A 22,108-nucleotide genomic window follows, 5' to 3' on the forward strand; every position below is an offset into this window, starting at 1 on the left:
CCCGGTCGCCGCGCCGCTCAGGCCGCCGGATACGGCAGCAGCGTGCCGTCCACCCTCTCCCAGGCCGTCCGCAACTCGGCCAGCAGCTCGGGCCGCTCGGCGGCGCGGTCGGCCTGCTCGCGGACGTCGGTGCCGAGGTCGTACAGGTGGTCCCGGCCGTCCGCGTCCCGGTAGTACTTCCAGTCGCCACGCCTGAGCGCCCGGTTGCCCCGCACCCGCCAGAACAGGTCGCGTTCGGGCACCTCCTCGCCGCGCAGGAGGTATCCGGCCAGGCTGTGGCCGTCCAGCGGGTACGCCGGATGAGGACGGGCGCCGCCCAGCTCCAGCAGGGTCGCCGTCCAGTCCGGTGAGTACACCGGCACGTGGCTGACCTGGCGGGCGTCCACGCCGGCGGGCCAGCGCAGGACGGTCGGCACCCGGATGCCGCCCTCCAGCAGCTCCGACTTCCCGCCGCTGAGCGGCCACTGGTACGAGAAGCGCTCACCGCCGTTGTCACTGGCGAAGACGACGAGCGTGTTCTCCTCCTGGCCCGAGCGGCGCAGCGCGGCGAGCACCCGCCCGACCGAGGCGTCCAGGTTCTCGACCATCTCCCGGTACTTCTCCACCGAGCCGCCGTCGTCGTGCCGCAACGCGCCCAGCACCGTGCCGGAGCGGATCTCCGCCGCGATCCGCGCGCCGGTCTCCGCGTCCTCCTCGGTCAGCCACGGCCAGTGCGGGGTGGTGAAGTTGAGGTTGAGCAGCCAGGGCCGGTGGTGGTCGCGGCCGACGTACTCGACGGCCCGCTCGGTGAGGACGGTGGTGTAGTAGCGCAGGTCCTCGTAGGTGGCGTCGCCCTCGTACAGGTCGTAGTCGCCCAGCTGGCCCAGCTTGGAGAAGTACTCCAGCGCGCCGCCGAAGTTGCCGAAGAACTCGTCCCAGCCGGACTTGGTGGGGCTGTAGTCCGGCAGCCAGCCGCAGTGCCACTTGCCTATGAGGGCCGTGGCGTAACCCGCGTCCTTCAGAAGGGAGGCCAGCGTGGGGTGGTCCGGGTCCAGGCCCTGCGCGCGGTTGCCCAGCGGCTCGGCCAGGCCGCCCGCGGCGCGTCCCGGGTGGCGGCCCGTGTACAGGCTGAACCGCGTCGGGGAGCAGGTCGCCGACCCGGAGTAGCCCTGGGTGAAGCGGACGCCCTGGGCGGCGAGGCGGTCGAGGTGGGGCGTGCGGATGTGCGGGGCGCCGTAGGACGAGAGATCGGCCCAGCCCAGGTCGTCGCCCAGGATGAAGAGGATGTTGGGACGTCTGCGGGGGCGGGCGGCGCCGGGGCGGGACCGGAAGGGGCGTTCAGCGGGAGCGGCGGCGGTCGCGGAGGCGCCGGCCACGGCCGTCACCGCGCCGCCGCCCAGCAGTCCGCCGAAGGCACGACGGGAGATTTCGGGCATGCGTCATCCCTGGAGGTGAGAAGGGAGCGAAAGAGGAAGGGCCCTCGGCCACGAGGCCGGAAGGGCGGTGAGCAGCGAGGGTCAGCGACAGACGGCGCTGGACTGCCGGCACAGGTCGACGTGGCGCCGCACCACGAGTGCGACGCCCGTGCGACGCCGGGCAGCGGGGGACCTCATGCCCCCGGACGCTGCCAGCCGGGCGATCAGCCGGTCAAGGAGATCACCGCCGAGTTCACGGAGCCGAAACGAGCGCTAGCCCGCCACCCGCAGCAGCAGCACCGACCGCGCCTCCACCGTGATCTCCGCCCCCGCCGGATGCCCACCGCCCGGCGCATCGGCCTGCGCCTCGTCGCTGGTGTCGACGACCACCTCGTACCGCCGGGCCCACGGCTCGGCCGGCAGGACGAAGGCGGCGGGGTGCTCCCCGGCGTGCAGGACGGCCAGGAAGCTGTCGTCGGCGATCGGCGCGCCGCGCTCGTCCCGGCCCGGGATGTCCCGCCCGGAGAGGAACATGCCGAGGGTGGCGGCGGGGGCGTACCAGTCCTGTTCGGTCATCTCGGTGCCCCGCGCCGTGAACCAGGCCAGGTCGCGCAGGCCGTCCGCGGAGTGCGCGCGGCCGGAGAAGAAGGCCCGGCGGCGCAGCACCGGGTGCCGGTGGCGCAGCGCGATCAGCCGGGAGGTCAGCTCGAACAGGGGCCGCCACTCCGGGTCGTCCAGCAGGCTCCAGTCCAGCCAGCTGATCTCGTTGTCCTGGCAGTAGGCGTTGTTGCTGCCGCGCTGCGTGCGGCCGAACTCGTCGCCCGCGACCAGCATCGGCACCCCGGTCGACAGGAGGAGGGTGGTCAGGAGATTGCGCAGCTGGCGGCGCCTGAGCGCCCGTACCCCTTCGTCGTCGGTCTCCCCCTCCGTGCCGCAGTTCCAGGACCGGTTGTCGTCCGTGCCGTCCCGGTTGCCCTCGCCGTTGGCCTCGTTGTGCTTGCGCTCGTAGGAGACCAGGTCGCGGAGGGTGAAGCCGTCGTGCGCGGTGACGAAGTTGACCGAGGCGTACGGGCGCCGGCCGCCCCACGCGTACAGGTCGCTGGAGCCCGACAGGCGGTAGCCCATCTCCCGGACGTCGGGCAGCGCGTGCCGCCAGAAGTCCCTCACCGCGTTGCGGTAGCGGTCGTTCCACTCCGTCCACAGGGGCGGGAAGGCGCCGACCTGGTAGCCGCCCGAGCCCACGTCCCACGGCTCGGCGATCAGCTTCACCCGCCGCAGCACCGGGTCCTGCGCGATCACCGCGAGGAAGGGGGAGAGCATGTCGACGTCGTGCATCGAGCGGGCCAGCGCCGCCGCCAGGTCGAAGCGGAAGCCGTCCACGCCCATCTCCGTCACCCAGTACCGCAGGGAGTCGGTGATCAGGCGCAGCACGTGCGGCTGGACGACGTGCAGGGTGTTGCCGCAGCCGGTGTAGTCGGCGTAGCGGCGCGCGTCGGGCTGGAGGCGGTAGTAGCCGCGGTTGTCGATGCCCTTCAGGGAGAGCGTCGGGCCCAGCTCGCCCGCCTCCGCCGTGTGGTTGTAGACCACGTCGAGGATGACCTCGATGCCCGCCGCGTGCAGCGCGCGGACCATCCGCTTGAACTCGCCGACCTGCTCACCGGTGGTGCCGGAGGCGGCGTAGGCGGCGTGCGGGGCGAAGTAGCCGACGGAGTTGTAGCCCCAGTAGTTCTTCAGGCCGCGCTCCAGCAGGTGGCTCTCGTGCGCGAACTGGTGCACCGGCAGCAGCTCCACCGCCGTCACGCCCAGCCGCGTCAGGTGTTCGATCGCGGCCGGGTGCGCGAGGCCGGCGTACGTGCCGCGCAGCTCGGGCGGGATGTCCGGGTGGAGCTTGGTGAAGCCGCGCACGTGCAGCTCGTAGATGACCGAGTCCGCCCACGGGGTCTTGGGCCTGCGGTCGTCCGACCAGTCGTCGTCGTCGTGGACCACGACGCCCTTCGGGACGTACGGCGCCGAGTCGCGGTCGTCGCGCACGGTGTCCGCCACGTGCTGTTCCGGCCAGTCCCGCACGTGCCCGTACACCTCGGCGGGCAGTGCGAAGTCGCCGTCGACCGCGCGGGCGTACGGGTCGAGCAGCAGTTTCGCCGGGTTCCAGCGGGCGCCGGTCCACGGGTCCCAGCGGCCGTGCACCCGGTAGCCGTAGCGCTGCCCCGGCCGCACACCCGGTACGAAACCGTGCCAGATCTCGTGCGTCAGCTCGGTCAACCGCACCCGGCTCTCCCTGCCACCGGGACCGGGCTCGTCGAAGAGGCACAGCTCGACCGCCTCCGCCCCGCCCGCCCACAGCGCGAAGTTCGTCCCCGCCACGCCGTCCGGGCCGGTCCGGAACCGGGCGCCCAGCGGCACCGGTGTCCCCGGCCACGCCGGCACGGCGGGCGGCGGCGCGGTACGCCGTGCGCCGTTCACCAGGACGGCGGGGCGCGCCGGCCCGTCCTCGGCGGCCCGTTTCCCGGCCGTCGCCTCCTGCTCGGCTGCGCTGGACACCTGTCAGCCTCCTGCGGCTCGTGGAACGACGTGCCAGGACGGGGAGACGGGAAAAGGGCGCGCGGTGTCCCGACCGCCGCACCCTGTCGCGTCGTCCTCCCCAGTGTTCTGCCCACCGCATGGCTCGCACTCACGTTTCCCCAGGGCGGACCGGTCGTTACGGGTGGATGTGAGGCACGTACATGGGCGCGCACGGCGCGCGGCGACCGCTCTGGCCGCCGTACTGACATGGGCAGGACTGCTGGCCGGCACCGTCGGATGCACCTCGGGCGGCGGCGGCATCGGCTCGGACATCGGCGAGATGCTCGGCAAACCACCCGCCGCCGAGGACGTCATCCGCATCACCCCGGACGACGGCAGCAAGGCCGTCCGGCCGGAGAAGAGGCTGTCGGTGCGGGTGCCCGACGGCCGGCTGGAGTCGGTGAAGGTCGTCAAGTCGCAGGACGCCCAGGAGACCGAGGTCCCCGGCCGGATCTCCGAGGACGGACTGCGCTGGGAACCCGACGACCGGCGGCTGGCCCTGGCCGCCAAGTACACCGTCGACGCGGTCGCCCTGGACGGCCACGGGCGCCGCTCCGCGCGGCACACCACCTTCACCACCTACGTCCCCGACGAGCGCTTCATCGCCTACGTCGCCCCCGAGAACCGCTCCGTCGTCGGCACCGGCATGATCGTTTCGCTCCAGTTCAGCGACCGGATCACCGACCGCGCCGCCGTCGAACGCGCCGTCACGGTGACCGCGGAGCCCCCCGTCGAGGTCCGCCCCCACTGGTTCGGCAAGGACCGCCTCGACCTGCGCCCCGAGAAGTACTGGAAGCCCGGCACCGAGGTCACCGTCGCCCTGAAGCTGCGTGACGTCGAGGGCGCGAAGGGGGTGTACGGGCTCCAGCACAAGACGTTCTCCTTCACCGTCGGCCGCAGCCAGGTCTCGCTCGTCGACGCGGCCAAGCGGACCATGGAGGTACGCCGGGACGGCACTCTCCTCACCACCGTGCCGATCACGGCGGGGGCCCCGACGACCCCCACCTACAACGGCAAGATGGTCATCACCGAGATGCTCGACGTGACCCGCATGAACAGCCGCACGGTCGGCTTCGGCGGCGAGTACGACATCCCCGACGTCCCGCACGCCATCCGTCTGACCAGCTCCGGCACCTTCCTGCACGGCAACTACTGGGCGCCCGCCGACACCTTCGGCCGCGCCAACGTCAGCCACGGCTGCGTCGGGCTGCGCGACGTCAAGGGCGGCGGTTCCGACACCCCGGCGGGCTGGTTCTTCGACCGCAGCCTCATCGGCGACGTCGTCGAGGTGGTCAACAGCAAGGACAAGACGGTCGCGCCCGACAACGGCCTCGGCGGCTGGAACATGAGCTGGAAGAAGTGGAAGGCGGGCAGCGCGGTGAAGTGACCCCGGCGTGACGCCCGCGTGATCTCGTCGTGTGTCCGGCGACACCGGCCCGTCAACTCGGTACGGAACGGTGACATTTTCCCTGTCCCTCACCTCCCTGGCCTGCGGTTACGATGCGCCCGTGCGCGTTGGCGCACTGGGGCGCGGGCCGGAGCGGGCCCGGCGAGGGGAGACGAGTTGAACGTGCGTCCGATATCGGGGGCGTCGCCGGCGGGAGCCCGGGGGCGGGGCGGCAGGGGACGCGGCAGGGCACTGCCGGCGCTGGCACTGGGAGTGCTGCTGACACTCACCGCGTGCGGCGGGGGAGGGTCCGGCACGGGAGCCGGGGCGGGCGACGGCGGCAAGAACGCCAAGGACTCCACGGCGGCACAGAGCAAGCAGTCCGAGGCCGTCGTCAGCATCGCCCCGAAGGACGGGGCCGAGGGCGTCGACACCAGCGGCGCCCTCAGGATAGGCGCCACGAAGGGCAAGCTGACCGAGGTCGTCGTCAAGAACGCCGACGGCGCGGAGGTCGACGGGAAGATATCCGGCGACGGCGCCACCTGGACGCCGTCCACCCACCTGGCCGCCGCCACCACGTACACGGTGCACGCGGTCGCCAAGGACTCCGAGGGCCGCACGGCCGCCGAGGACTCCCGCTTCACCACCCTGACGCCGAAGAACACCTTCATCGGCCACTTCACACCCGAGGACGGCTCGAAGGTCGGCGTCGGCATGCCGTTCTCGATCCGCTTCACCCGGGGCATCACCAACCCCGAGGACATCGAGAAGGCCATCCGCATCAAGACCGAGCCGGCCGTCGAGGTGGCGGGCCACTGGTTCGGCAACGACCGCCTCGACTTCCGCCCGGAGAAGTACTGGAAGGCCGGCACCAAGGTCACCGTCGACCTCAACCTCGACGGCGTCGAGGGCCGCGACGGGGTCTACGGCGAGCAGGCCAAGACCGTCTCCTTCACCGTCGGCCGCAGCCAGGTCTCCGTGGTCGACGCCAAGAAGCTCACGATGAAGGTCGTGCGGGACGGCAAGACGATCAAGACCATCCCGATCACCACCGGCGCGCCCGGCTACGAGACCTGGAACGGCCAGATGGTCATCACCGAGCGGCTCCCCGTGACCCGCATGAACGGCGAGACGGTCGGCTACGGCGGCGAGTACGACATCAAGGACGTCCCGCACGCCATGCGCCTGTCCACCTCCGGCACCTTCATCCACGGCAACTACTGGGGCGGCGACGCCTTCGGCAACCGCAACTCCAGCCACGGCTGCATAGGTCTGCGCGACGTGCGCGGCGGCTGGGACGAGAAGGCGCCGGCCGCCTGGTTCTTCGAGAACTCGCTCATCGGCGACGTGGTCGTGGTGAAGAACTCCAACGACGCGACCATCGCCCCGGACAACGGCCTCAACGGCTGGAACATGTCCTGGGAGAAGTGGAAGGCGTAGCCTCCACCCCCGTACGGCCCCGGTGCCCGTCCTCGATGTGAGGTACGGCACCGGGGCCGCCGTCGTTAGTCGCCGTTAACCTGCTGGCATGACCGTTGAACTGGAAGTCGCGGACGGCGTCGGCACGCTGCGCCTGAACCGCCCGCCCATGAACGCCCTCGACATCGCAACCCAGGACCGGCTCAAGGAACTCGCCGAGGAGGTCACGCGCCGCGACGACGTACGCGCCGTCGTCGTGTACGGCGGCGAGAAGGTGTTCGCGGCGGGCGCGGACATCAAGGAGATGCAGGTGATGGACCACGCGGCGATGATCGCTCGCGCCCGCGCCCTGCAGGACTCCTTCACGGCGGTGGCCCGCATCCCCAAGCCGGTGGTCGCGGCGGTCACCGGGTACGCCCTCGGCGGCGGCTGCGAGCTGGCGCTCTGCGCCGACTTCCGCATCGCCGGGGAGAACGCCAAGCTGGGCCAGCCCGAGATCCTGCTCGGCCTGATCCCCGGCGCGGGCGGCACCCAGCGGCTGTCCCGGCTGATCGGTCCCTCCAAGGCCAAGGACCTCATCTTCACCGGGCGCCAGGTCAGGGCCGACGAGGCGCTCGCGCTCGGCCTGGTGGACCGCGTCGTACCGGCCGCCGAGGTCTACGAGCAGGCGCACGCCTGGGCCGCGCGGCTCGCCAAGGGGCCCGCGATCGCGCTGCGCGCGGCGAAGGAGTCGATCGACACCGGCCTGGAGACGGACATCGAGACCGGTCTCGCCGTCGAGCGGAACTGGTTCGCGGGTCTGTTCGCGACCGAGGACCGCGAACGCGGGATGCGCAGCTTTGTGGAAGAGGGTCCCGGGAAGGCGAAGTTCCTCTAGCGGGGCCCGCCCACGCACTGTCCCTCCGAAGTGCGGCCGGCCCACTTGCAATTGACGCGGTGTCTGATTCGGTGTCCCTCGATGGGGCGGTTTATGGCAGCCTTAACGCACCATTAAGCGCGTCTTGTCGAGGGAGTCCGTCGCTTGTCTCCGGCCGAGCCGTCCGCGCAGGTCAGTGGGGCTGTTTCCGGTCCCGAACTGCCTGTGGCATATGCCGATCGACCGTCACCGGGCCGGGGCTTCGCGGGGGTGTATTCCCCGGGAACGGCCCCGGAGCCCGCCGAGGGCGGCCATGATGGGGGCATGGCGGGGCTGGAGGGTATGGAACAGCCGCGGGGAGCCGGACGTGCGACCGCGGCGCGCTGGTCGCCGGCGGTCGAGGACGAACACGCGCTCAAGGCGCTGGAGTTGTACGGCAATCCCACGGAGCGCGAAGTTCCGTTACCGTCCCGCCCCGAGTCCGCCGCCACCGCCCGCCGACTGGCCCAGGTCATCGCCCTGCGTCAGTGGCAACTCGGCCCCCGCGTCACGGAGGACACCGTCCTGCTCGTCTCCGAGCTGGTGGGCAACGCCGTACGCCACACCGGAGCCCGCGTCTTCGGCCTCCACATGCGCCGCCGCCCAGGCTGGATCCGCGTCGAGGTCCGCGACCCCTCCCGGGGACTGCCGTGTCTGATGCCGGTGCAGGACACGGACATCAGCGGGCGCGGCCTCTTCCTCGTCGACAAGCTGTCCGACCGCTGGGGCGTCGACCTGCTGCCGCGCGGCAAGACGACCTGGTTCGAGATGCGAGTGGCCGACCGCTGAGGGGCCATCTCCCCCCGAGGGCAAGGCGGTTCGCCGGACACGCCACCTACGGGTGAAGGTCCGGAGCCTGTCGCTCCGCACCCGGGATCGTAAGCCGCATGTTCACCACTCGCCTGCGCCGCCGGGGCGCCGCCGCCGTCCTGTCCCTGTCCGCCGTCCTCGCCACCACGGCCGCCACCGCCCCCGGAACGGCGGCCACGACGACGGCCCCCGCCAAGGCCGCCCCCGCCTGCCCGCAGTTCGACGACAAGCTCAAGGCCGCCGCCGACCCCGGCGTGGACCTCGACCGCATCACACCCGAGCCGGTCTGGCGGACCACGTGCGGCACCCTCTACCGCAGCGACAGCCGCGGCCCGCAGGTCGTCTTCGAAGAGGGCTTCCACGCCAAGGACGTCCACAACGGCCAGTACGACGTCGAGAAGTACGTCCTCGTCAACCAGCCCTCGCCGTACGTCTCGACCACCTACGACCACGACCTCTACAAGACCTGGTACAAGTCCGGCTACAACTACTACGTCGACGCCCCCGGAGGCATCGACGTCAACAAGACCATCGGCGACACCCACAAGTGGGCCGACCAGGTAGAGGTCGCCTTCCCCGGCGGCATCAAGCGCCAGTACATCATCGGCGTCTGCCCGGTCGACCGGCAGACCAAGACCGAGATCATGAGCGAGTGCGAGAGCAACCCGCACTACAAGCCCTGGCACTGAGCGACACCGCTCAGGGCCGCAGCGGCAGCGCCTCCGCTCCCACCGGCCGGTAGCCCGCCGCCTGGAACGCCCGCAGACCGCGGGCGTTCCCGCCGCGACCTGCGCCCACACCGGCTCGCCCTCGGCCGGGCGCCGCGCCGCGGTTCGGGTGGGTGGTCGCCGCACTGGGCGCCCGCACGGGCAGCTAATCTGACCTGCGTCAGACGCGTCCACAGGACGAGCAGAGCACGGAAATGAGGGGCGGACCGGTGGCGGACATCGAGGAAGCACGCAAGCAGTTCGAGCGGATCGACACGGACGGTGACGGCTTCATCACCGCGGCCGAGTTCAAGACCGCGCTGGCCCAGGGCGGCGACTGGAACGTCACCGAGTCGGTGGCCGAGGCGATCATCGCCGGCCGCGACCTCGACGGCGACAAGCTGCTGTCGTTCGACGAGTTCTGGGCGCACCTGAACAAGTAGCGACCCCACGAGGGGGCGCCCGTCCGGTCACCGGGGGGCGCCCCCTCGGTGTGTCCGGTCAGGCGCCGTCCGCCCACTTCTTCAGCGCGGCCTTGCTCGAGAAGTCCGCCACGTTGGTGTCGACCGGATCGTCGGTGTACTGGTGGAAGCGCCACTCGGCCTGGATGCGGGGCTTGCCGGCCGACACGTAGTCGGCGATCCAGAGGCCGTCACCGGCGTACGAGGTCGTGTCGATGTTCAGCCAAAAGTTCCGGTTGCAGTACAGAATGACCCGATTGTCGGGACGCAGCTCCCGCACTTTCCGGATGAAGCGGTCCTTCTCCGAGTTGCTCGCGTGGGTGCCCTCGCCCGTCGTCTCCCAGTCGACGGCGAGGATGTCGCCCTTGCGGTCGGGCGCCTTGGAGACGAAGTACTCGGCCTGGGCCGTGAGGTTGCCCGGCCACAGGAAGTGGTAGAAGCCGACGACGAGACCGGCGTCGCGGGCCCGTTCCGTCTGGGCCGCGAGCTTGGGGTTGATGTACGAACGGCCCTCCGTCGCCTTGATGAAGACGAAGGAGAGGCCGTCCGTGTCGTAGCTGGAGGACTGGTACGCGCTCACGTCGATGCCGCGCAGCATGCGGACTCCCTCGGATGCCGGTGGGGCTGAAGTGCCTTGGGGGCGGAGGTTGTTGTTATGCCCGGCATCGGCCGGCCGTACGCCGGGCGCGTGGACGCCCGGCGTCGGGCGGTGGTGAACGCCGGTCGGATCAGGGGGCGGTGGTGGTGACCGAGGCCGCCGGGGCGTCCTCGCCGGCGGGAGCGGCCTCGCCCTCGTCCAGGGAGACGTCCTTGGTCTCCTTGCCGAGGAGCAGTGCGATCAGCGTCAGCACCGCCATCGCGGAGAGGTAGACGCCGACCAGCCACGGCGAGCCGTCCCCGGCCTCCCACAGCGCCACCGCGATGAACGGGGCGACGGCCGCGCCGAGGATCGAGCTGACGTTGTACGAGATGCCGGAACCGGTGTAGCGCACGCTGGTCGGGAACAGCTCGGGCAGCAGCGCGCCCATCGGGCCGAACGTCATGCCCATCAGCGTGAAGCCGAGCACCAGCCACAGCACCACGCCGAGCGTGCCGAGGCCGATCAGGGGCACCCAGACCAGGCCGAAGACCACGATCGCCGCCGTGATCCAGATCAGGGTGGTGCGGCGGCCGTACTTGTCGGCGAGGGGGCCGGAGACCAGCGTGAACACGGCGAAGAACAGCACGCCGAAGATCATCATCAGGACGAAGGTGGTGTAGCTGTAGCCGAGCCCGGGCACGTCCGCGTCCTCGGCGGTGCGGCCGTAGCTCAGCGAGAACGTGGTCATCAGGTAGAAGAGCACGTACGTCGCCAGCATGATGAAGGTGCCGAGGATCAGCTGCTTCCAGTGGCCCTGGACCACGGTGGCCAGCGGCAGCTTGCGCACCTTCCCGGTCTCCTGCGTCTTGGTGAACACCGCCGACTCCACGAGCCGCGAGCGCACCCACAGGCCGATCGCGACCATCACGGCGGAGAACAGGAACGGGATGCGCCAGCCCCAGCTGGTGAAGGCCTCGGACGGCTGCGTGGGGTCGGCGCCGGCCGCGGACGGCAGCAGCGCGCCGATGATCAGGAAGAGGCCGTTGCCGATGATGAAGCCGAGCGGGGCGCCGAGCTGCGGGAAGGTGCCGTACAGGGCGCGCTTGCCGCGGGGGGCGTTCTCGGTCGCGACCAGCGCCGCGCCGCTCCACTCGCCGCCGAGCGCGAAGCCCTGCGCGAGCCGCATCAGCACCAGCAGCGCGGTGGCGATCCAGCCGGCCTGCGCGTAGGTGGGCAGTACCCCGATGAGGAAGGTGGCGATGCCCATGGTGAGGAGCGAGACCACCAGCGTCTTCTTGCGGCCGAGCCGGTCGCCGAGGTGTCCGAAGAAGACGGCGCCGATCGGGCGGGCGACCATCGCGGCGCCGAAGACGGCGAACGACGACAGCAGGGCCGTGGTCGGGTCGCTGTTCGGGAAGAAGAGCTCGGGGAAGACCAGTACGGCGGCGGTCGCGTAGATGTAGAAGTCGTAGAACTCGATCGTCGTGCCGATGAGGCTGGCGATGAGGACGCGCGACCGGGGGTTGACGGGGGTCTGGGCTGAGCCGGGGGCTGGTGCGGGCATTGCTCGGTCTTTCATGTGCGAAACATGGGGATGGCAACGATCTCAGGCGTCTTGTTTTTCGGGAAGCGGGTTTCAATATGTGAGACACCTGGGCGGGGCCCGTTCGAGTGCTTGGATATGCTCACCGAGCTCGGACGTACGAGGGGGAGGGCGGCCTGTGCTGACCGAGTCGGAGTTCCGGACGGATGCCCTTTCGCGGAGCGACCGGTTCGACTCCTGGCGGGAGCGCTTCGAGCACACGATGGCACCCTCGGAGATCACCAGTCCGCGCGCCGAGGATTTCTGGGCCCGCCAGCGGCTGCTGCACCTCGAGGACGCGTGGCTGTGGCCCGTGAGCGTCTGCGCGTCACGGTATCGGCGCACGCCCAGGATGATCCGGCAGTCCGACCCCGAGCTTCTCCACATGTCGCTGGTCCTGCCCGGCAGCGGGACGGTCCACGTCGACCGCGGCGGCCACCGCAGTGTCAACGACCCGTACGACCTCTACTTCCTCGACACCTCCCGCCCCTACGACGTCCGCTCGCACGCCGAGCGGCCACTGGTGGGCGTAGGCGTCGAGATCCCCAAGTCCCGGCTCCACCTGCCCGGCGCCGGGGCCCTGGACGGCGTGCTCGGCCGACGGCTGTCCGGCCGGCGGGGTTTCGGTGCGCTGTTGACGCGGTTCATCAGCCATGTGACCGACGAGCCGGACGCCTACCGGCCGTCCGACGCGCCGCGACTCAACAGTGTGCTGGTCGATCTGGTGGCCGGGCTGATCTCCCACGAGCTGGACGCCGAGGCGGCCCTGCCCCCGGAGACCCGCACCCGCAATCTCGTCCTGACCATCCGCTCCTTCATCCTGCACAACTTCCACGATCCCCGGCTCACTCCGCAGACGGTCGCGGCGGCACACCACATCTCCAGCCGGCACCTGCACCGTCTGTTCCAGCAGGAGGGCGTCACCGTGGCCGCTCTCATCCGCCACCGGCGCCTCGACAAGGCCCGCCGGGACCTCGTCGACCCGGCCCTGCTCGACACGCCGGTCCAGACGATCGCGGCCCGCTGTGGATTCACCACGTCGGCGCACTTCAGCCGCGCCTTCCGGGCCGCTTACGGCGTCCCTCCCAGCGAGTACAGGAAGGCCGGGCTCAGCACAGACTCCGGTAGGGCGCGTCAGGGACGTACGTGTGCCACTCCTGCGCGGTGATGTCGCGTCCCACTCGCCGGCACACCGTCGCGGCCAGCCTGTCCGGTGCGAGGTCGAGGACCTGACGCCGGTCGCCGGTGACGGTGTGCAGGGTCGTGCCGTCGAAGGAGAGGGTGTCGATCCGCTGCCCGGTGAATGCCCATGAGTCTGCGAAGAGCCGCCGGCCCTGGCCTTGACGATCAGCGACACCCTCTTGACGATGCGCGCCGGAGTGGGCTGTCCCTCGGTACCCGTGGTGCGCGGCGATTCTGCGAGCACGGTGAGTACCTGGACAAGCAGCGTGCCGAACTCGGGATGTCCCAGCCTCTGACCAGCGGAAACACACATCGCGATGGGACTTCGCGGGACGGCTGGGACGCGGCCCGCGATCCGACATGGGGATCGGTCCGGTGATTACCATGCTTGCGGTGCGCCGTGACATGGAGGGGGAGGAGTTGCCGATGGCCCGGTGGAAGGAACTGCCGGACGCACTCGATGAGCCGGGGCGTCAGTTCGTGGCCGAGTTACGCAGGTTGAAGAGCGGCAGCGGCCTCAGCCTCGCCGCCCTGGCGGACCGGACGAGTTGCAGCAAGTCGTCCTGGGAGCGGTATCTCAACGGCTCGTACCTGCCACCGGCCGTCGTGGTGGAGGAGCTGGCCCGGCTCGGCGGTGGGGACGTGGACCGGACGCTTGCTCTGCGGTCCCTGGCGGAGGACAGCTGGTCGGCGGGCGGCGAGACGAGCGGCGCCGGCACGCCGGACGCCCTGCCTGAGCCGGCCGAGACCGAGCCCGCCGGGCCCGTGGACGCGGACGCGGCTGCCCCGCCCCGGCGGCCGACGCGCCGTACCGCCCTCACCGCGGCCACGGTGGTCACCTTGGGGGCAGTGGCCGCGGCCGTGGTGTTCCTGGCCTCCCGTGAGACGAGCGGAGCCGTGAACGGCGACGACCGCCGCGGTGAGAAGGCCACGTTCGTCTTCGAACCGGGCCGGACCCACGCCTGCGACATCCACCGCGAAGACGGCCTCCTGCACGCCGGGCACAGCGACACGCGCGATGCCCTGCTCCAGCAGATCTCCACGAGTTGGGACGTGGTCGAGGCACAGTGTCTCCTGGCACACCGCGGCTACTCACCGGGCCTGGTCGACGGCGCGTACGGTGCGGAGACGGAGAAGGCGGTCAAGCGTTTCCAGGAGGCGGCCGGTCTCGTCACGGACGGGCACATGGGCCCCCACACCTGGGAAGCCCTGCGCCGGTGACGCACCGGAGCGGGCCGGAACACGGTCTTCTCGTCCTCGCGCGCGAGCTGGCCGCGCTGCGCGCGCGTACGGGGCTGAGCCTGGACGCCCTCGCCCGGCGCACCACGGCGAGCAGGTCCTCCTGGCACCGCTATCTCAACGGAACCCTGCTGCCTCCGCGTGCCCTGGTCCGGGAACTGTGCGCGTTGGCGGACGAGCCCCCCGCCCGGCTGCTCGCCCTGTGGGACCTCGCGGCCGAGCCCGGAGGCGAGCCCCCGACGCCGCCACCCCCGTTGCCCGAACCCGGCCCGCAGCAGTCCCGGCCCTTCCGGGAACGCGCCCGGCCACGCCTGCGCCGCCCCGTGCTGACGGCCGTGCTGGCCGGCGGCCTGGCACTGGCGGCCGTGCTCACGGCGGTCAGCCTCCCGCGCGACTCCGGTTCCGACGCCCGGCCCGAGCCGCTGCGCCCCGGCTGCACGGGGGCGGAGTGCACCGGTCGTTCCTCCCAGCCCCAGGCGTGCGCCATCGCGGGCTCCGGCACCCGCACGGTCGCCGAACGGCGCCCCGAACGGGGACCGTCCATGGACATCCGGTACAGCCCGTTCTGCGAGGCGAGTTGGGCCCGGATCTGGTTCGGCCGGGTCGGTGACCGCGTCGAGATCAGCGCTCCGGGCCAGGGCACGCGCTGGACCGAGATCAAGGACAGATTCGACGCCGAGGGCTACCTCTCCACCCCCATGGTCGGCGGTGGTCCCGAAGGCCTGAAGGCCTGCCTGGTCCTCGGCGACACGGCGGAGCGCCACTGCCTCACGTCCTAGTGGACGACGACCTCGAAGGGACCCGAGGACACGGCCCCGTCCCACGCCGTCCCGCGCGTCCCGACCCGTCCCTGTCCGGGCGCCGTCACCGCAGGCCACCGCCTGGGACGTCCTCTCTCGCGAGCTGACGGCGGTGATCGCCCCCGGGCCGTGTCTTACTGGAGGAGCCGCGAGAAGCCGCAGGCCACGGGGGTACTGCGGATCCGCGCCCCACACCGCAGAGGAGCAGCATGAGGTCACGTAAGTCGTTGGTCGGCTCGCTCGTAGCCGCGACCGTTCTCAGCGCGGGCATGGGCGTCACCGCCGCCGCGCCGGCCCAGGCCGCGGGCAAGGCGAGGCCGGTGCCCAGTTGCGTGAAGACCACCACGTACAACCAGCCCAGCGTCTACACCGTCCAGGTGAGGAACACCTGCAAGGGCGCGATGAAGGTCAAGGTCCAGATGAAGTACGGCACGGACCACCCCTGCACCAGGATCGCGAAGGGCAAGACCGTCTACTTCGACAGCAAGGGCATCAAGGTCTGGAAGGCGACCGTCCGCTGCTGACCGGACGTTCGCCGGCGCTCCGGCCCGGGCGGGTGCCGCACCTCGCGGCGCCCGCCCGGCCGAGGCGTTTCCGCTCAGCACTCGATGATGTTGACCGCCAGCCCGCCCCGCGCCGTCTCCTTGTACTTCACCGACATGTCGGCGCCGGTGTCCTTCATGGTCTTGATGACCTTGTCCAGGGACACCTTGTGCGAGCCGTCGCCGCGCATCGCCATCCGCGCCGCCGTGACCGCCTTGACCGCGGCCATGCCGTTGCGCTCGATGCACGGGATCTGGACCAGGCCGCCGACCGGGTCGCAGGTGAGGCCGAGGTTGTGCTCCATGCCGATCTCCGCGGCGTTCTCCACCTGCTCCGGCGTGCCGCCCAGCACCTCCGCCAGCGCGCCCGCCGCCATCGAGCACGCGGAGCCCACCTCGCCCTGGCAGCCGACCTCGGCGCCGGAGATGGAGGCGTTCTCCTTGAAGAGCATGCCGATGGCGCCCGCTGCCAGGAGGAAGCGGACCACGCCCTCCTCGTCGGCGCCGGGGACGAAGTTCATGTAGTAGTGCAGGACCGCGGGGATGATGCCGGCCGCGCCGTTGGTCGGGGCGGTGACGACCCGGCCGCCGGCCGCGTTCTCCTCGTTCACGGCCATCGCGTAGAGGGTGATCCACTCCATCGCCAGGGCCTGCGGGTCGCCCTCGGAGCGCAGCTTGCGCGCGGTGTTGGCGGCGCGGCGGCGGACCTTCAGGCCGCCCGGCAGGATGCCTTCGCGGGACATGCCGCGGGAGACGCACGCCTGCATCACCCGCCAGATCTCCAGCAGGCCCTCGCGGATCTCGTCCTCGTCGCGCCAGGCCCGCTCGTTCTCCAGCATCAGCGCGGAGATGGACAGGCCCGTCTCCTTGGCGAGGCGCAGCAGCTCGTCGCCGGTGCGGAAGGGGTACTTGAGGACCGTGTCGTCGAGGACGATGCGGTCGGCGCCCACCGCGTCCTCGTCGACGACGAAGCCGCCGCCGACCGAGTAGTACGTCTTGGTCAGCACCTCGGCGCCCTCGGCGTCGTACGCCCACAGCGTCATGCCGTTGGCGTGGTAGGGGAGGGCCTTGCGGCGGTGCAGGACCATGTCGTCGTCGTAGGAGAAGGCGATCTCGTGCTCGCCGAGGAGGCTGAGGCGGCCGGACGTCCTGATCGTCTCGACGCGGTCGTCGGCCGTCTCCACGTCCACCGTGCGGGGCGAGTCGCCCTCCAGGCCGAGCAGCACCGCCTTGGGCGTGCCGTGGCCGTGTCCGGTGGCGCCGAGCGAGCCGTACAGCTCGGCGCGGACCGTGGCGACGGAGCCCAGCAGCTCCTCGTTGCGCAGGCGGCGGGCGAACATGCGGGCCGCGCGCATCGGGCCGACCGTGTGGGAGCTCGACGGGCCGATGCCGATCGAGAACAGGTCGAAGACCGAGATGGCCACGGGGGTCTCCTCAGAACGGGGGTGGTGCAGAGGGTGGTGCTTCGGGGTGGGGCGCCGGGTCCGCTCGTGACGGGCCCGGCGCCCCGGACAAGCGCGGTGTCTACTTGTCGTTCAGACCCGGGTACAGCGGGTGCTTGTCGGCCAGGGCCTTCACCCGGGCCTTGAGGGCTTCGGCGTCGTAGGACGGCTTCAGCGCCTCGGCGATCACGTCCGCGACCTCGGTGAAGTCCTCGGCCGTGAAGCCGCGGGTCGCCAGGGCCGGCGTACCGATGCGCAGACCGGAGGTCACCATCGGCGGACGCGGGTCGTTCGGGACGGCGTTGCGGTTGACCGTGATGCCGACCTCGTGGAGACGGTCCTCGGCCTGCTGCCCGTCCAGCTCGGAGTCGCGCAGGTCGACCAGGACCAGATGCACGTCCGTGCCGCCGGTCAGGACGGACACGCCCGCCGCCTTCGCGTCGTCCCGCACCAGGCGCTCGGCGAGGATGCGGGCACCCTCCAGCGTACGGCCCTGGCGCTCCTTGAAGTCGTCGCTCGCGGCGACCTTGAAGGCGACGGCCTTGGCGGCCACCACGTGCTCCAGCGGGCCACCCTGCTGACCGGGGAAGACGGCGGAGTTGATCTTCTTGGCCAGGTCGGCCGTGGAGAGGATCACACCGCCGCGCGGGCCGCCCAGCGTCTTGTGGGTGGTGGTGGTGACGACGTGGGCGTGCGGCACCGGGTTCGGGTGCAGGCCCGCCGCGACCAGACCGGCGAAGTGCGCCATGTCGACCATCAGGTACGCGCCGACCTCGTCCGCGATCTTGCGGAAGGCGGCGAAGTCCAGCTGACGCGGGTAGGCCGACCAGCCGGCCACGATCAGCTTCGGCTTGGTCTCCTTGGCGAGGCGCTCCACCTCGGCCATGTCGACCTGGCCGTCGTCGCCGACGTGGTACGGGACGACGTTGTAGAGCTTGCCGGAGAAGTTGATCTTCATGCCGTGGGTCAGGTGCCCGCCGTGGGCGAGGTTCAGACCCATGATCGTGTCGCCCGGCTTGAGCAGCGCGAACATCGCCGCCGCGTTGGCCTGGGCGCCCGAGTGCGGCTGCACGTTGGCGTGCTCGGCGCCGAAGAGCGCCTTGACCCGGTCGATGGCGATCTGCTCGACCACGTCGACGTGCTCGCAGCCGCCGTAGTAGCGGCGGCCGGGGTAGCCCTCGGCGTACTTGTTGGTGAGGACCGAGCCCTGGGCCTCCATGACCGCGACCGGCGCGAAGTTCTCGGAGGCGATCATCTCGAGGGTGGACTGCTGGCGGTCCAGCTCGGCGTCGACGGCGGCGGCGACGTCGGGGTCGAGCTCGTGCAGGGGGGTGTTCAGAAGCGACATGCGGGCGTGACTCCTCAGCCGGCGGTGAAGGCGGTGTACTCGTCGGCGGAGAGCAGGTCGGCCGGCTCGTCCGTGATCCGCACCTTGAACAGCCAGCCGCCCTCGAAGGGCGCGCTGTTCACCAGCGACGGGTCGTTGACGACGTCCTCGTTGACCTCGGTGACCTCACCGGAGACGGGGGAGTACAGGTCGGAGACCGACTTGGTGGACTCCAGTTCGCCGCAGGTCTCGCCCGCGGTCACCGAGTCGCCGACCTCGGGGAGCTGGACGAAGACGACGTCACCGAGCGCGTTGGCCGCGTGCTCCGTGATGCCGACCGTCGAGGCGCCGTCCTCGGCGTCCGACAGCCACTCGTGCTCCTTGCTGTAACGCAGCTGCTGGGGGTTGCTCATGGCCTGAATTCTCCTGTACGCGGGGGAGTGCTGGTGAAGGGGGGACTGCTGAAACCGCTGTTGATCAGCGAGAACGCGCGCGGGGCGGCGAGGGCCCCGCCGCCCAGTGTCTACTTCTGGCGCTTGTAGAACGGCAGCGCCACGACCTCGTAGGGCTCGTGGCTGCCCCGGATGTCCACGCCGACACCCTCGGTGCCCGGCGCCGCGTGCGCGGGGTCGACGTACGCCATGGCGATCGGCTTGCCCAGCGTCGGGGACGGCGCACCGGAGGTGACCTCGCCGATCACCTCGCCGCCGGCGACGACCCGGTACCCGGCGCGCGGGACCCGGCGGCCCTCGGCGACCAGGCCGACCAGGACGCGCGGCGGGTTCTGCTCGGCCCGGGAAGCGGCCTCGGTCAGCGCGGCGCGCCCCACGAAGTCGCCCTCCTTCTCGAACTTCACCACCCGGCCGAGCCCGGCGTCGAAGGGCGTCAGGGCGGTCGTCAGCTCGTGCCCGTACAGCGGCATGCCCGCCTCCAGGCGGAGCGTGTCCCGGCAGGACAGGCCGCACGGGACCAGCCCGGCGCCCTCGCCCGCCTTGGTCAGCGCCTGCCACAGCTCCACGGCGTGCTCGGGCTTCACGAACAGCTCGAAGCCGTCCTCGCCGGTGTAGCCGGTGCGCGCGATGAGCGCGGGGACGCCCGCGACCGTGCCGGGCAGCCCGGCGTAGTACTTCAGGCCGTCCAGGTCGGCGTCGGTGAGCGAGGCGAGGATGCCCGGGGACTCCGGGCCCTGCACGGCGAGCAGCGCGTACGCGTCCCGGTCGTCGCGCACCTCGGCGTCGAAGCCGGCGGCCCGCTCGGTCAGCGCGTCGAGCACCACCTGGGCGTTGGAGGCGTTGGCGACGACCATGTACTCGGCTTCACCCAGCCGGTAGACGATCAGGTCGTCCAGGATGCCGCCGTCCTCACGGCAGATCATGGTGTAGCGGGCGCGGCCCGGCTTCACGCTGCCGATGTTGCCGACCAGCGCGAAGTTCAGCAGGTCGGCGGCCTGGGGGCCGGTGACCGTGATCTCGCCCATGTGCGAGAGGTCGAAGAGTCCGGCCCGGGTGCGCACCGCGACGTGCTCGTCGCGCTCGGAGCCGTAGCGCAGGGGCATGTCCCAGCCGGCGAAGTCGGTCATCGTCGCGCCCAGCGCGCGATGCGTGGCATCGAGCGCGGTACGGCGGAGTTCTGTGCTGCTCATCGGTCGGTCGTCTCCCAGGACAGGACGGCACGGGCGAGGTCGTTCCTCCCCATCTGTCATCGGAACCTGAGAGGTTCGCCACGACCACCGGAGTACGGCGATCAGGGCTTGCACCTTGGGTGGGGCCGCCGTCGGACGGCGGCCCGCTTTTCAGATGTGCCTCGCCCGCGCGGTAACGGTGCCTGAGAGATTCAAGGGAGGGACTTGCTCCTTCGGCGCCCCGGCGCGGCCGGGGACTCTCCCGCGCGGATTCAAACGGCCGGTATGCAGTTGGCGCCGCCATCATTGCACGCCCGGCCCGCCGACGGCAGGCCGCGATCTGTAACCGGGCTGTGGCAGTAAGCGCACGAAAAAGCGAGACCCGCGCATTACCTTCTCTTTACACTCGACGGGGACGGTAACTCGTGAACCGCCCCAGGGGAGGACGATCACGGTGAACAGGACCACGGCGTACGCCACCACCACGGGTCTCGCGCTGCCCGGCCAGCCCGGCGCCCCGGCCCCGGAGACGTGCGCCGAACTGCCCGCACCGGTCGTCCGCGACCTGCGGGACCGCGACGGCCGCAGCCCGCACGCCCTGCTCTTCGGACCCCGGGACCTGGTGGTGATCACCGGCCTGCCCGGCAGCGGCAAGTCCACGCTGATGGAGCGCACCGTGCGCGGACGGCGCATCGACTCCCAGGACACCCGGGACCGCTGGGAGCGCCGCATGCCGCGCTTCCTGCCCTACGCCCTCTACCGGCCGCTGGTCCGCCTCGCCCACTACGCCGGCCTGCGCAAGGCCCTGCGCTCCGGCGAGGGCGTCGTCGTGCACGACTGCGGCACGCAGTCCTGGGTGCGGGCCTGGCTGGCCCGCGAGGCCCGCCGCCGCGAGGGCACCCTGCACCTGCTCCTGCTCGACGTCGGCGCCGACGAGGCCCTGGCCGGCCAGCGCGAGCGCGGCCGGGGCGTGTCGCGGTACGCGTTCCTGCGGCACCGCACGGCCAACGCCCGCCTGCTGCGCGCGGTGACCGAGGGCACCCTGCCCGCCGGCTGCACCTCGGCGGTCCTCCTGGACCGGGCGGCGGCCGACACACTCCACCGGATCGCGTTCACGGGGTGACGCACCGTAGGTCGGCAGGGCCGAACGGGTTAGCCTTTTCAGCCACAGCAGTGGCACCAGGCAGGCGGTAGGTAGGCAGATGGACTTCCCGGCACAGGCGCACCCCCACCCGCACGGCGGGTGGCCCGGCAACGAGCTGGAGGAGGTGCTGTCCGCCTCCCTCGGTGTCCCCTCGGCCGGCGGCCGGATCGTGGAGGTGCTCGGCCGAAGCTTCCTGTGGATACCCCTGCCCAACGGCGGCGGCCCGAACAGCGGCCCCCTCGACCTGCCCTCGCTGGAGATCGACGGCCAGGCCTACGTCCCGGTGTTCAGCTCCGAGGAGCAGTTCCGGCAGGTCGCCGGCGCGCAGATGTCGTACACCGTCGCCCCCGCCGTGGAGTTCGCCCGCGGACTGCCCCCGCAGGTCGGCATCGCCGTCAACCCGGACGGCGTGGTCGGCATCCCGCTGCCGCCGCCCGCCGTGGCCGAGCTGTGCCGGGCCGGCCGCACCCCCCTGGACGGGCCCGCCTCCGGCGGCCGGGTCCGCCTCTTCCAACCGGACTGGCAGGACGACCCGGTGGACTTCCTCGCCGCCGCCTCCGCCGAGTTCGCCGCGATCGGCGTCGTCCGCACCGCCCGCCGCTGCATGGCCGCCATCGAGACCGCCGACCCGGTGATGTTCGTAGGCGTCGAACTCACCCACTGGGAGGGCGACGCCCGCGCCCTCCCCCTGGACGCCCTCGGCCGAGCCCTCGCCAAGGCCCCCCTGAAGACCCAGGTCAACCTGGTCCTCCTGGAGGCGGCCCAGGACCCGGTCTGCGACTGGATGCGGGCGAACGTCCGCCCGTTCTACGACCGGGACTTGTAGGAAGCCATCCGCGGCACTTCTGGACACCGGTCGGAGCAGCCGGCCCAGGGGCGCGGGGCTGTGACATATGCGGCTCCGCCGCGTGGGCGCGACCGGCCACGACGCACCCGCACCCGCGAACGGACAAGGCACCCCGAGCTCATAGGCGCCCCGCACCCGGCGGAGCCTTAAGCTGGTTTCACAACCGG

At 71.4% G+C, this 22,108-nt stretch carries 21 protein-coding genes, 1 pseudogene and 1 riboswitch; of the genes and pseudogenes, 12 read left to right on the forward strand and 10 right to left on the reverse strand.

Annotation, left to right across the window (positions count from 1 at the left end):
* Positions 1-17 precede the first annotated feature (17 nt).
* The 3 genes from ACLIN4_RS24755 to glgX all read right to left on the reverse strand — a co-directional run bounded on the left by ACLIN4_RS24755 (position 18) and on the right by glgX (position 3,935).
* On the reverse strand, positions 18-1,415 hold the full coding sequence (locus ACLIN4_RS24755) for a sulfatase (protein ID WP_411576242.1): 1,398 nt from the start codon (positions 1,413-1,415) through the stop codon (positions 18-20).
* 81 nt (positions 1,416-1,496) lie between these two features.
* A complete protein-coding gene (locus ACLIN4_RS24760) occupies positions 1,497-1,592 on the reverse strand; it encodes a putative leader peptide (RefSeq protein WP_354671095.1) in 96 nt (31 codons plus the stop codon).
* A gap of 75 nt (positions 1,593-1,667) precedes the next feature.
* Positions 1,668-3,935 carry a glycogen debranching protein GlgX gene (gene glgX / locus ACLIN4_RS24765; protein WP_107478159.1) on the reverse strand — a complete coding sequence of 756 codons (2,268 nt, stop codon included), beginning with the start codon at positions 3,933-3,935 and terminating at the stop codon, positions 1,668-1,670.
* 169 nt (positions 3,936-4,104) lie between these two features.
* On the opposite strand from glgX, the gene ACLIN4_RS24770 reads away from it, so the two are divergent.
* The 5 genes from ACLIN4_RS24770 (at position 4,105) to ACLIN4_RS24790 (ending at position 9,156) form a co-directional block, all read left to right on the forward strand.
* Entirely contained in the window at positions 4,105-5,343 is a 1,239-nt protein-coding gene (locus ACLIN4_RS24770) for a L,D-transpeptidase (RefSeq protein ID WP_289911565.1), read from the forward strand.
* 177 nt (positions 5,344-5,520) lie between these two features.
* A complete protein-coding gene (locus ACLIN4_RS24775) occupies positions 5,521-6,783 on the forward strand; it encodes a L,D-transpeptidase (RefSeq protein ID WP_411576243.1) in 1,263 nt (420 codons plus the stop codon).
* An 88-nt stretch (positions 6,784-6,871) separates the two neighbouring features.
* Positions 6,872-7,639 carry an enoyl-CoA hydratase/isomerase family protein gene (locus ACLIN4_RS24780; protein ID WP_107478157.1) on the forward strand — a complete coding sequence of 256 codons (768 nt, stop codon included), beginning with the start codon at positions 6,872-6,874 and terminating at the stop codon, positions 7,637-7,639.
* Positions 7,640-7,942: 303 nt separating this feature from the next.
* Positions 7,943-8,446, forward strand: a complete 504-nt coding sequence (locus ACLIN4_RS24785; protein ID WP_179342491.1) for an ATP-binding protein — start codon at positions 7,943-7,945, stop codon at positions 8,444-8,446.
* A gap of 98 nt (positions 8,447-8,544) precedes the next feature.
* The gene (locus ACLIN4_RS24790; RefSeq protein WP_269957125.1) at positions 8,545-9,156 is read left to right on the forward strand and encodes an ADP-ribosyltransferase; all 612 of its coding nucleotides are present in this window, start codon (positions 8,545-8,547) and stop codon (positions 9,154-9,156) included.
* Between the two features lie 10 nt (positions 9,157-9,166).
* Here ACLIN4_RS24790 and ACLIN4_RS24795 read toward each other — a convergent pair.
* A pseudogene (locus ACLIN4_RS24795) lies at positions 9,167-9,297 on the reverse strand (GNAT family N-acetyltransferase); the annotation flags it as partial.
* A 107-nt stretch (positions 9,298-9,404) separates the two neighbouring features.
* Between ACLIN4_RS24795 and ACLIN4_RS24800 the strand changes: the two are divergent.
* A complete protein-coding gene (locus ACLIN4_RS24800; protein WP_107478154.1) occupies positions 9,405-9,617 on the forward strand; it encodes an EF-hand domain-containing protein in 213 nt (70 codons plus the stop codon).
* A gap of 58 nt (positions 9,618-9,675) precedes the next feature.
* On the opposite strand, the gene ACLIN4_RS24805 is transcribed toward ACLIN4_RS24800, so the two are convergent.
* Complete coding sequence (locus ACLIN4_RS24805) at positions 9,676-10,233, reverse strand: glycoside hydrolase family 25 protein (protein WP_107478153.1); 558 nt, start codon at positions 10,231-10,233, stop codon at positions 9,676-9,678.
* A 130-nt stretch (positions 10,234-10,363) separates the two neighbouring features.
* Positions 10,364-11,779, reverse strand: coding sequence for an MFS transporter (locus ACLIN4_RS24810; protein WP_411576244.1), 1,416 nt, complete (start codon positions 11,777-11,779; stop codon positions 10,364-10,366).
* Between the two features lie 157 nt (positions 11,780-11,936).
* Here ACLIN4_RS24810 and ACLIN4_RS24815 point away from each other — a divergent pair, with 157 nt between their 5' ends.
* From ACLIN4_RS24815 to ACLIN4_RS24830, 4 genes are all read left to right on the forward strand, one after another.
* Complete coding sequence (locus ACLIN4_RS24815; protein ID WP_307652075.1) at positions 11,937-12,965, forward strand: helix-turn-helix domain-containing protein; 1,029 nt, start codon at positions 11,937-11,939, stop codon at positions 12,963-12,965.
* Positions 12,966-13,372: 407 nt separating this feature from the next.
* Positions 13,373-14,200 carry a peptidoglycan-binding protein gene (locus ACLIN4_RS24820; RefSeq protein WP_289911579.1) on the forward strand — a complete coding sequence of 276 codons (828 nt, stop codon included), beginning with the start codon at positions 13,373-13,375 and terminating at the stop codon, positions 14,198-14,200.
* A complete protein-coding gene (locus ACLIN4_RS24825; protein ID WP_107477062.1) occupies positions 14,197-14,997 on the forward strand; it encodes a helix-turn-helix domain-containing protein in 801 nt (266 codons plus the stop codon). The genes ACLIN4_RS24820 and ACLIN4_RS24825 overlap by 4 nt, the downstream gene beginning before the upstream one ends.
* A gap of 230 nt (positions 14,998-15,227) precedes the next feature.
* The gene (locus ACLIN4_RS24830) at positions 15,228-15,542 is read left to right on the forward strand and encodes a hypothetical protein (RefSeq protein ID WP_143657510.1); all 315 of its coding nucleotides are present in this window, start codon (positions 15,228-15,230) and stop codon (positions 15,540-15,542) included.
* A 74-nt stretch (positions 15,543-15,616) separates the two neighbouring features.
* Here the strand turns inward: ACLIN4_RS24830 and ACLIN4_RS24835 are convergent, their stop codons facing one another.
* The 4 genes from ACLIN4_RS24835 to gcvT form a co-directional block, all read right to left on the reverse strand.
* The gene (locus ACLIN4_RS24835; protein WP_100046628.1) at positions 15,617-16,984 is read right to left on the reverse strand and encodes an L-serine ammonia-lyase; all 1,368 of its coding nucleotides are present in this window, start codon (positions 16,982-16,984) and stop codon (positions 15,617-15,619) included.
* Between the two features lie 100 nt (positions 16,985-17,084).
* Positions 17,085-18,350: a serine hydroxymethyltransferase gene (gene glyA / locus ACLIN4_RS24840; RefSeq protein ID WP_100046627.1), complete on the reverse strand. Its 1,266-nt coding sequence runs from the start codon at positions 18,348-18,350 to the stop codon at positions 17,085-17,087.
* 14 nt (positions 18,351-18,364) lie between these two features.
* Positions 18,365-18,742 carry a glycine cleavage system protein GcvH gene (gene gcvH, locus ACLIN4_RS24845; protein ID WP_043379681.1) on the reverse strand — a complete coding sequence of 126 codons (378 nt, stop codon included), beginning with the start codon at positions 18,740-18,742 and terminating at the stop codon, positions 18,365-18,367.
* A gap of 110 nt (positions 18,743-18,852) precedes the next feature.
* Positions 18,853-19,971, reverse strand: coding sequence for a glycine cleavage system aminomethyltransferase GcvT (gene gcvT, locus ACLIN4_RS24850; RefSeq protein ID WP_100046626.1), 1,119 nt, complete (start codon positions 19,969-19,971; stop codon positions 18,853-18,855).
* A gap of 160 nt (positions 19,972-20,131) precedes the next feature.
* Positions 20,132-20,225: riboswitch (glycine riboswitch) on the reverse strand.
* A 179-nt stretch (positions 20,226-20,404) separates the two neighbouring features.
* On the opposite strand from gcvT, the gene ACLIN4_RS24855 reads away from it, so the two are divergent.
* Entirely contained in the window at positions 20,405-21,073 is a 669-nt protein-coding gene (locus tag ACLIN4_RS24855) for an AAA family ATPase (RefSeq protein ID WP_107477065.1), read from the forward strand.
* Positions 21,074-21,152: 79 nt separating this feature from the next.
* On the forward strand, positions 21,153-21,920 hold the full coding sequence (locus ACLIN4_RS24860; protein ID WP_107477066.1) for an enhanced serine sensitivity protein SseB: 768 nt from the start codon (positions 21,153-21,155) through the stop codon (positions 21,918-21,920).
* Positions 21,921-22,108: the final 188 nt, after the last annotated feature.

Origin of the sequence: Streptomyces mutabilis, from assembly GCF_046628145.1 — a bacterium.
In the GTDB taxonomy this organism is placed as follows: domain Bacteria; phylum Actinomycetota; class Actinomycetes; order Streptomycetales; family Streptomycetaceae; genus Streptomyces; species Streptomyces mutabilis.

Excerpts from the sequence above, each read along its gene's own strand:
- ACLIN4_RS24755 (WP_411576242.1), bottom strand. The coding sequence starts at position 1,415 with ATGCCCGAAATCTCCCGTCGTGCCTTCGGCGGACTGCTGGGCGGCGGC.
- ACLIN4_RS24760 (WP_354671095.1), bottom strand. The coding sequence starts at position 1,592 with ATGAGGTCCCCCGCTGCCCGGCGTCGCACGGGCGTCGCACTCGTGGTG.
- ACLIN4_RS24780 (WP_107478157.1), top strand. The coding sequence starts at position 6,872 with ATGACCGTTGAACTGGAAGTCGCGGACGGCGTCGGCACGCTGCGCCTG.
- ACLIN4_RS24785 (WP_179342491.1), top strand. The coding sequence starts at position 7,943 with ATGGCGGGGCTGGAGGGTATGGAACAGCCGCGGGGAGCCGGACGTGCG.
- ACLIN4_RS24790 (WP_269957125.1), top strand. The coding sequence starts at position 8,545 with ATGTTCACCACTCGCCTGCGCCGCCGGGGCGCCGCCGCCGTCCTGTCC.
- ACLIN4_RS24805 (WP_107478153.1), bottom strand. The coding sequence starts at position 10,233 with ATGCTGCGCGGCATCGACGTGAGCGCGTACCAGTCCTCCAGCTACGAC.
- ACLIN4_RS24810 (WP_411576244.1), bottom strand. The coding sequence starts at position 11,779 with ATGCCCGCACCAGCCCCCGGCTCAGCCCAGACCCCCGTCAACCCCCGG.
- ACLIN4_RS24830 (WP_143657510.1), top strand. The coding sequence starts at position 15,228 with ATGAGGTCACGTAAGTCGTTGGTCGGCTCGCTCGTAGCCGCGACCGTT.
- glyA (WP_100046627.1), bottom strand. The coding sequence starts at position 18,350 with ATGTCGCTTCTGAACACCCCCCTGCACGAGCTCGACCCCGACGTCGCC.
- gcvH (WP_043379681.1), bottom strand. The coding sequence starts at position 18,742 with ATGAGCAACCCCCAGCAGCTGCGTTACAGCAAGGAGCACGAGTGGCTG.
- gcvT (WP_100046626.1), bottom strand. The coding sequence starts at position 19,971 with ATGAGCAGCACAGAACTCCGCCGTACCGCGCTCGATGCCACGCATCGC.
- ACLIN4_RS24860 (WP_107477066.1), top strand. The coding sequence starts at position 21,153 with ATGGACTTCCCGGCACAGGCGCACCCCCACCCGCACGGCGGGTGGCCC.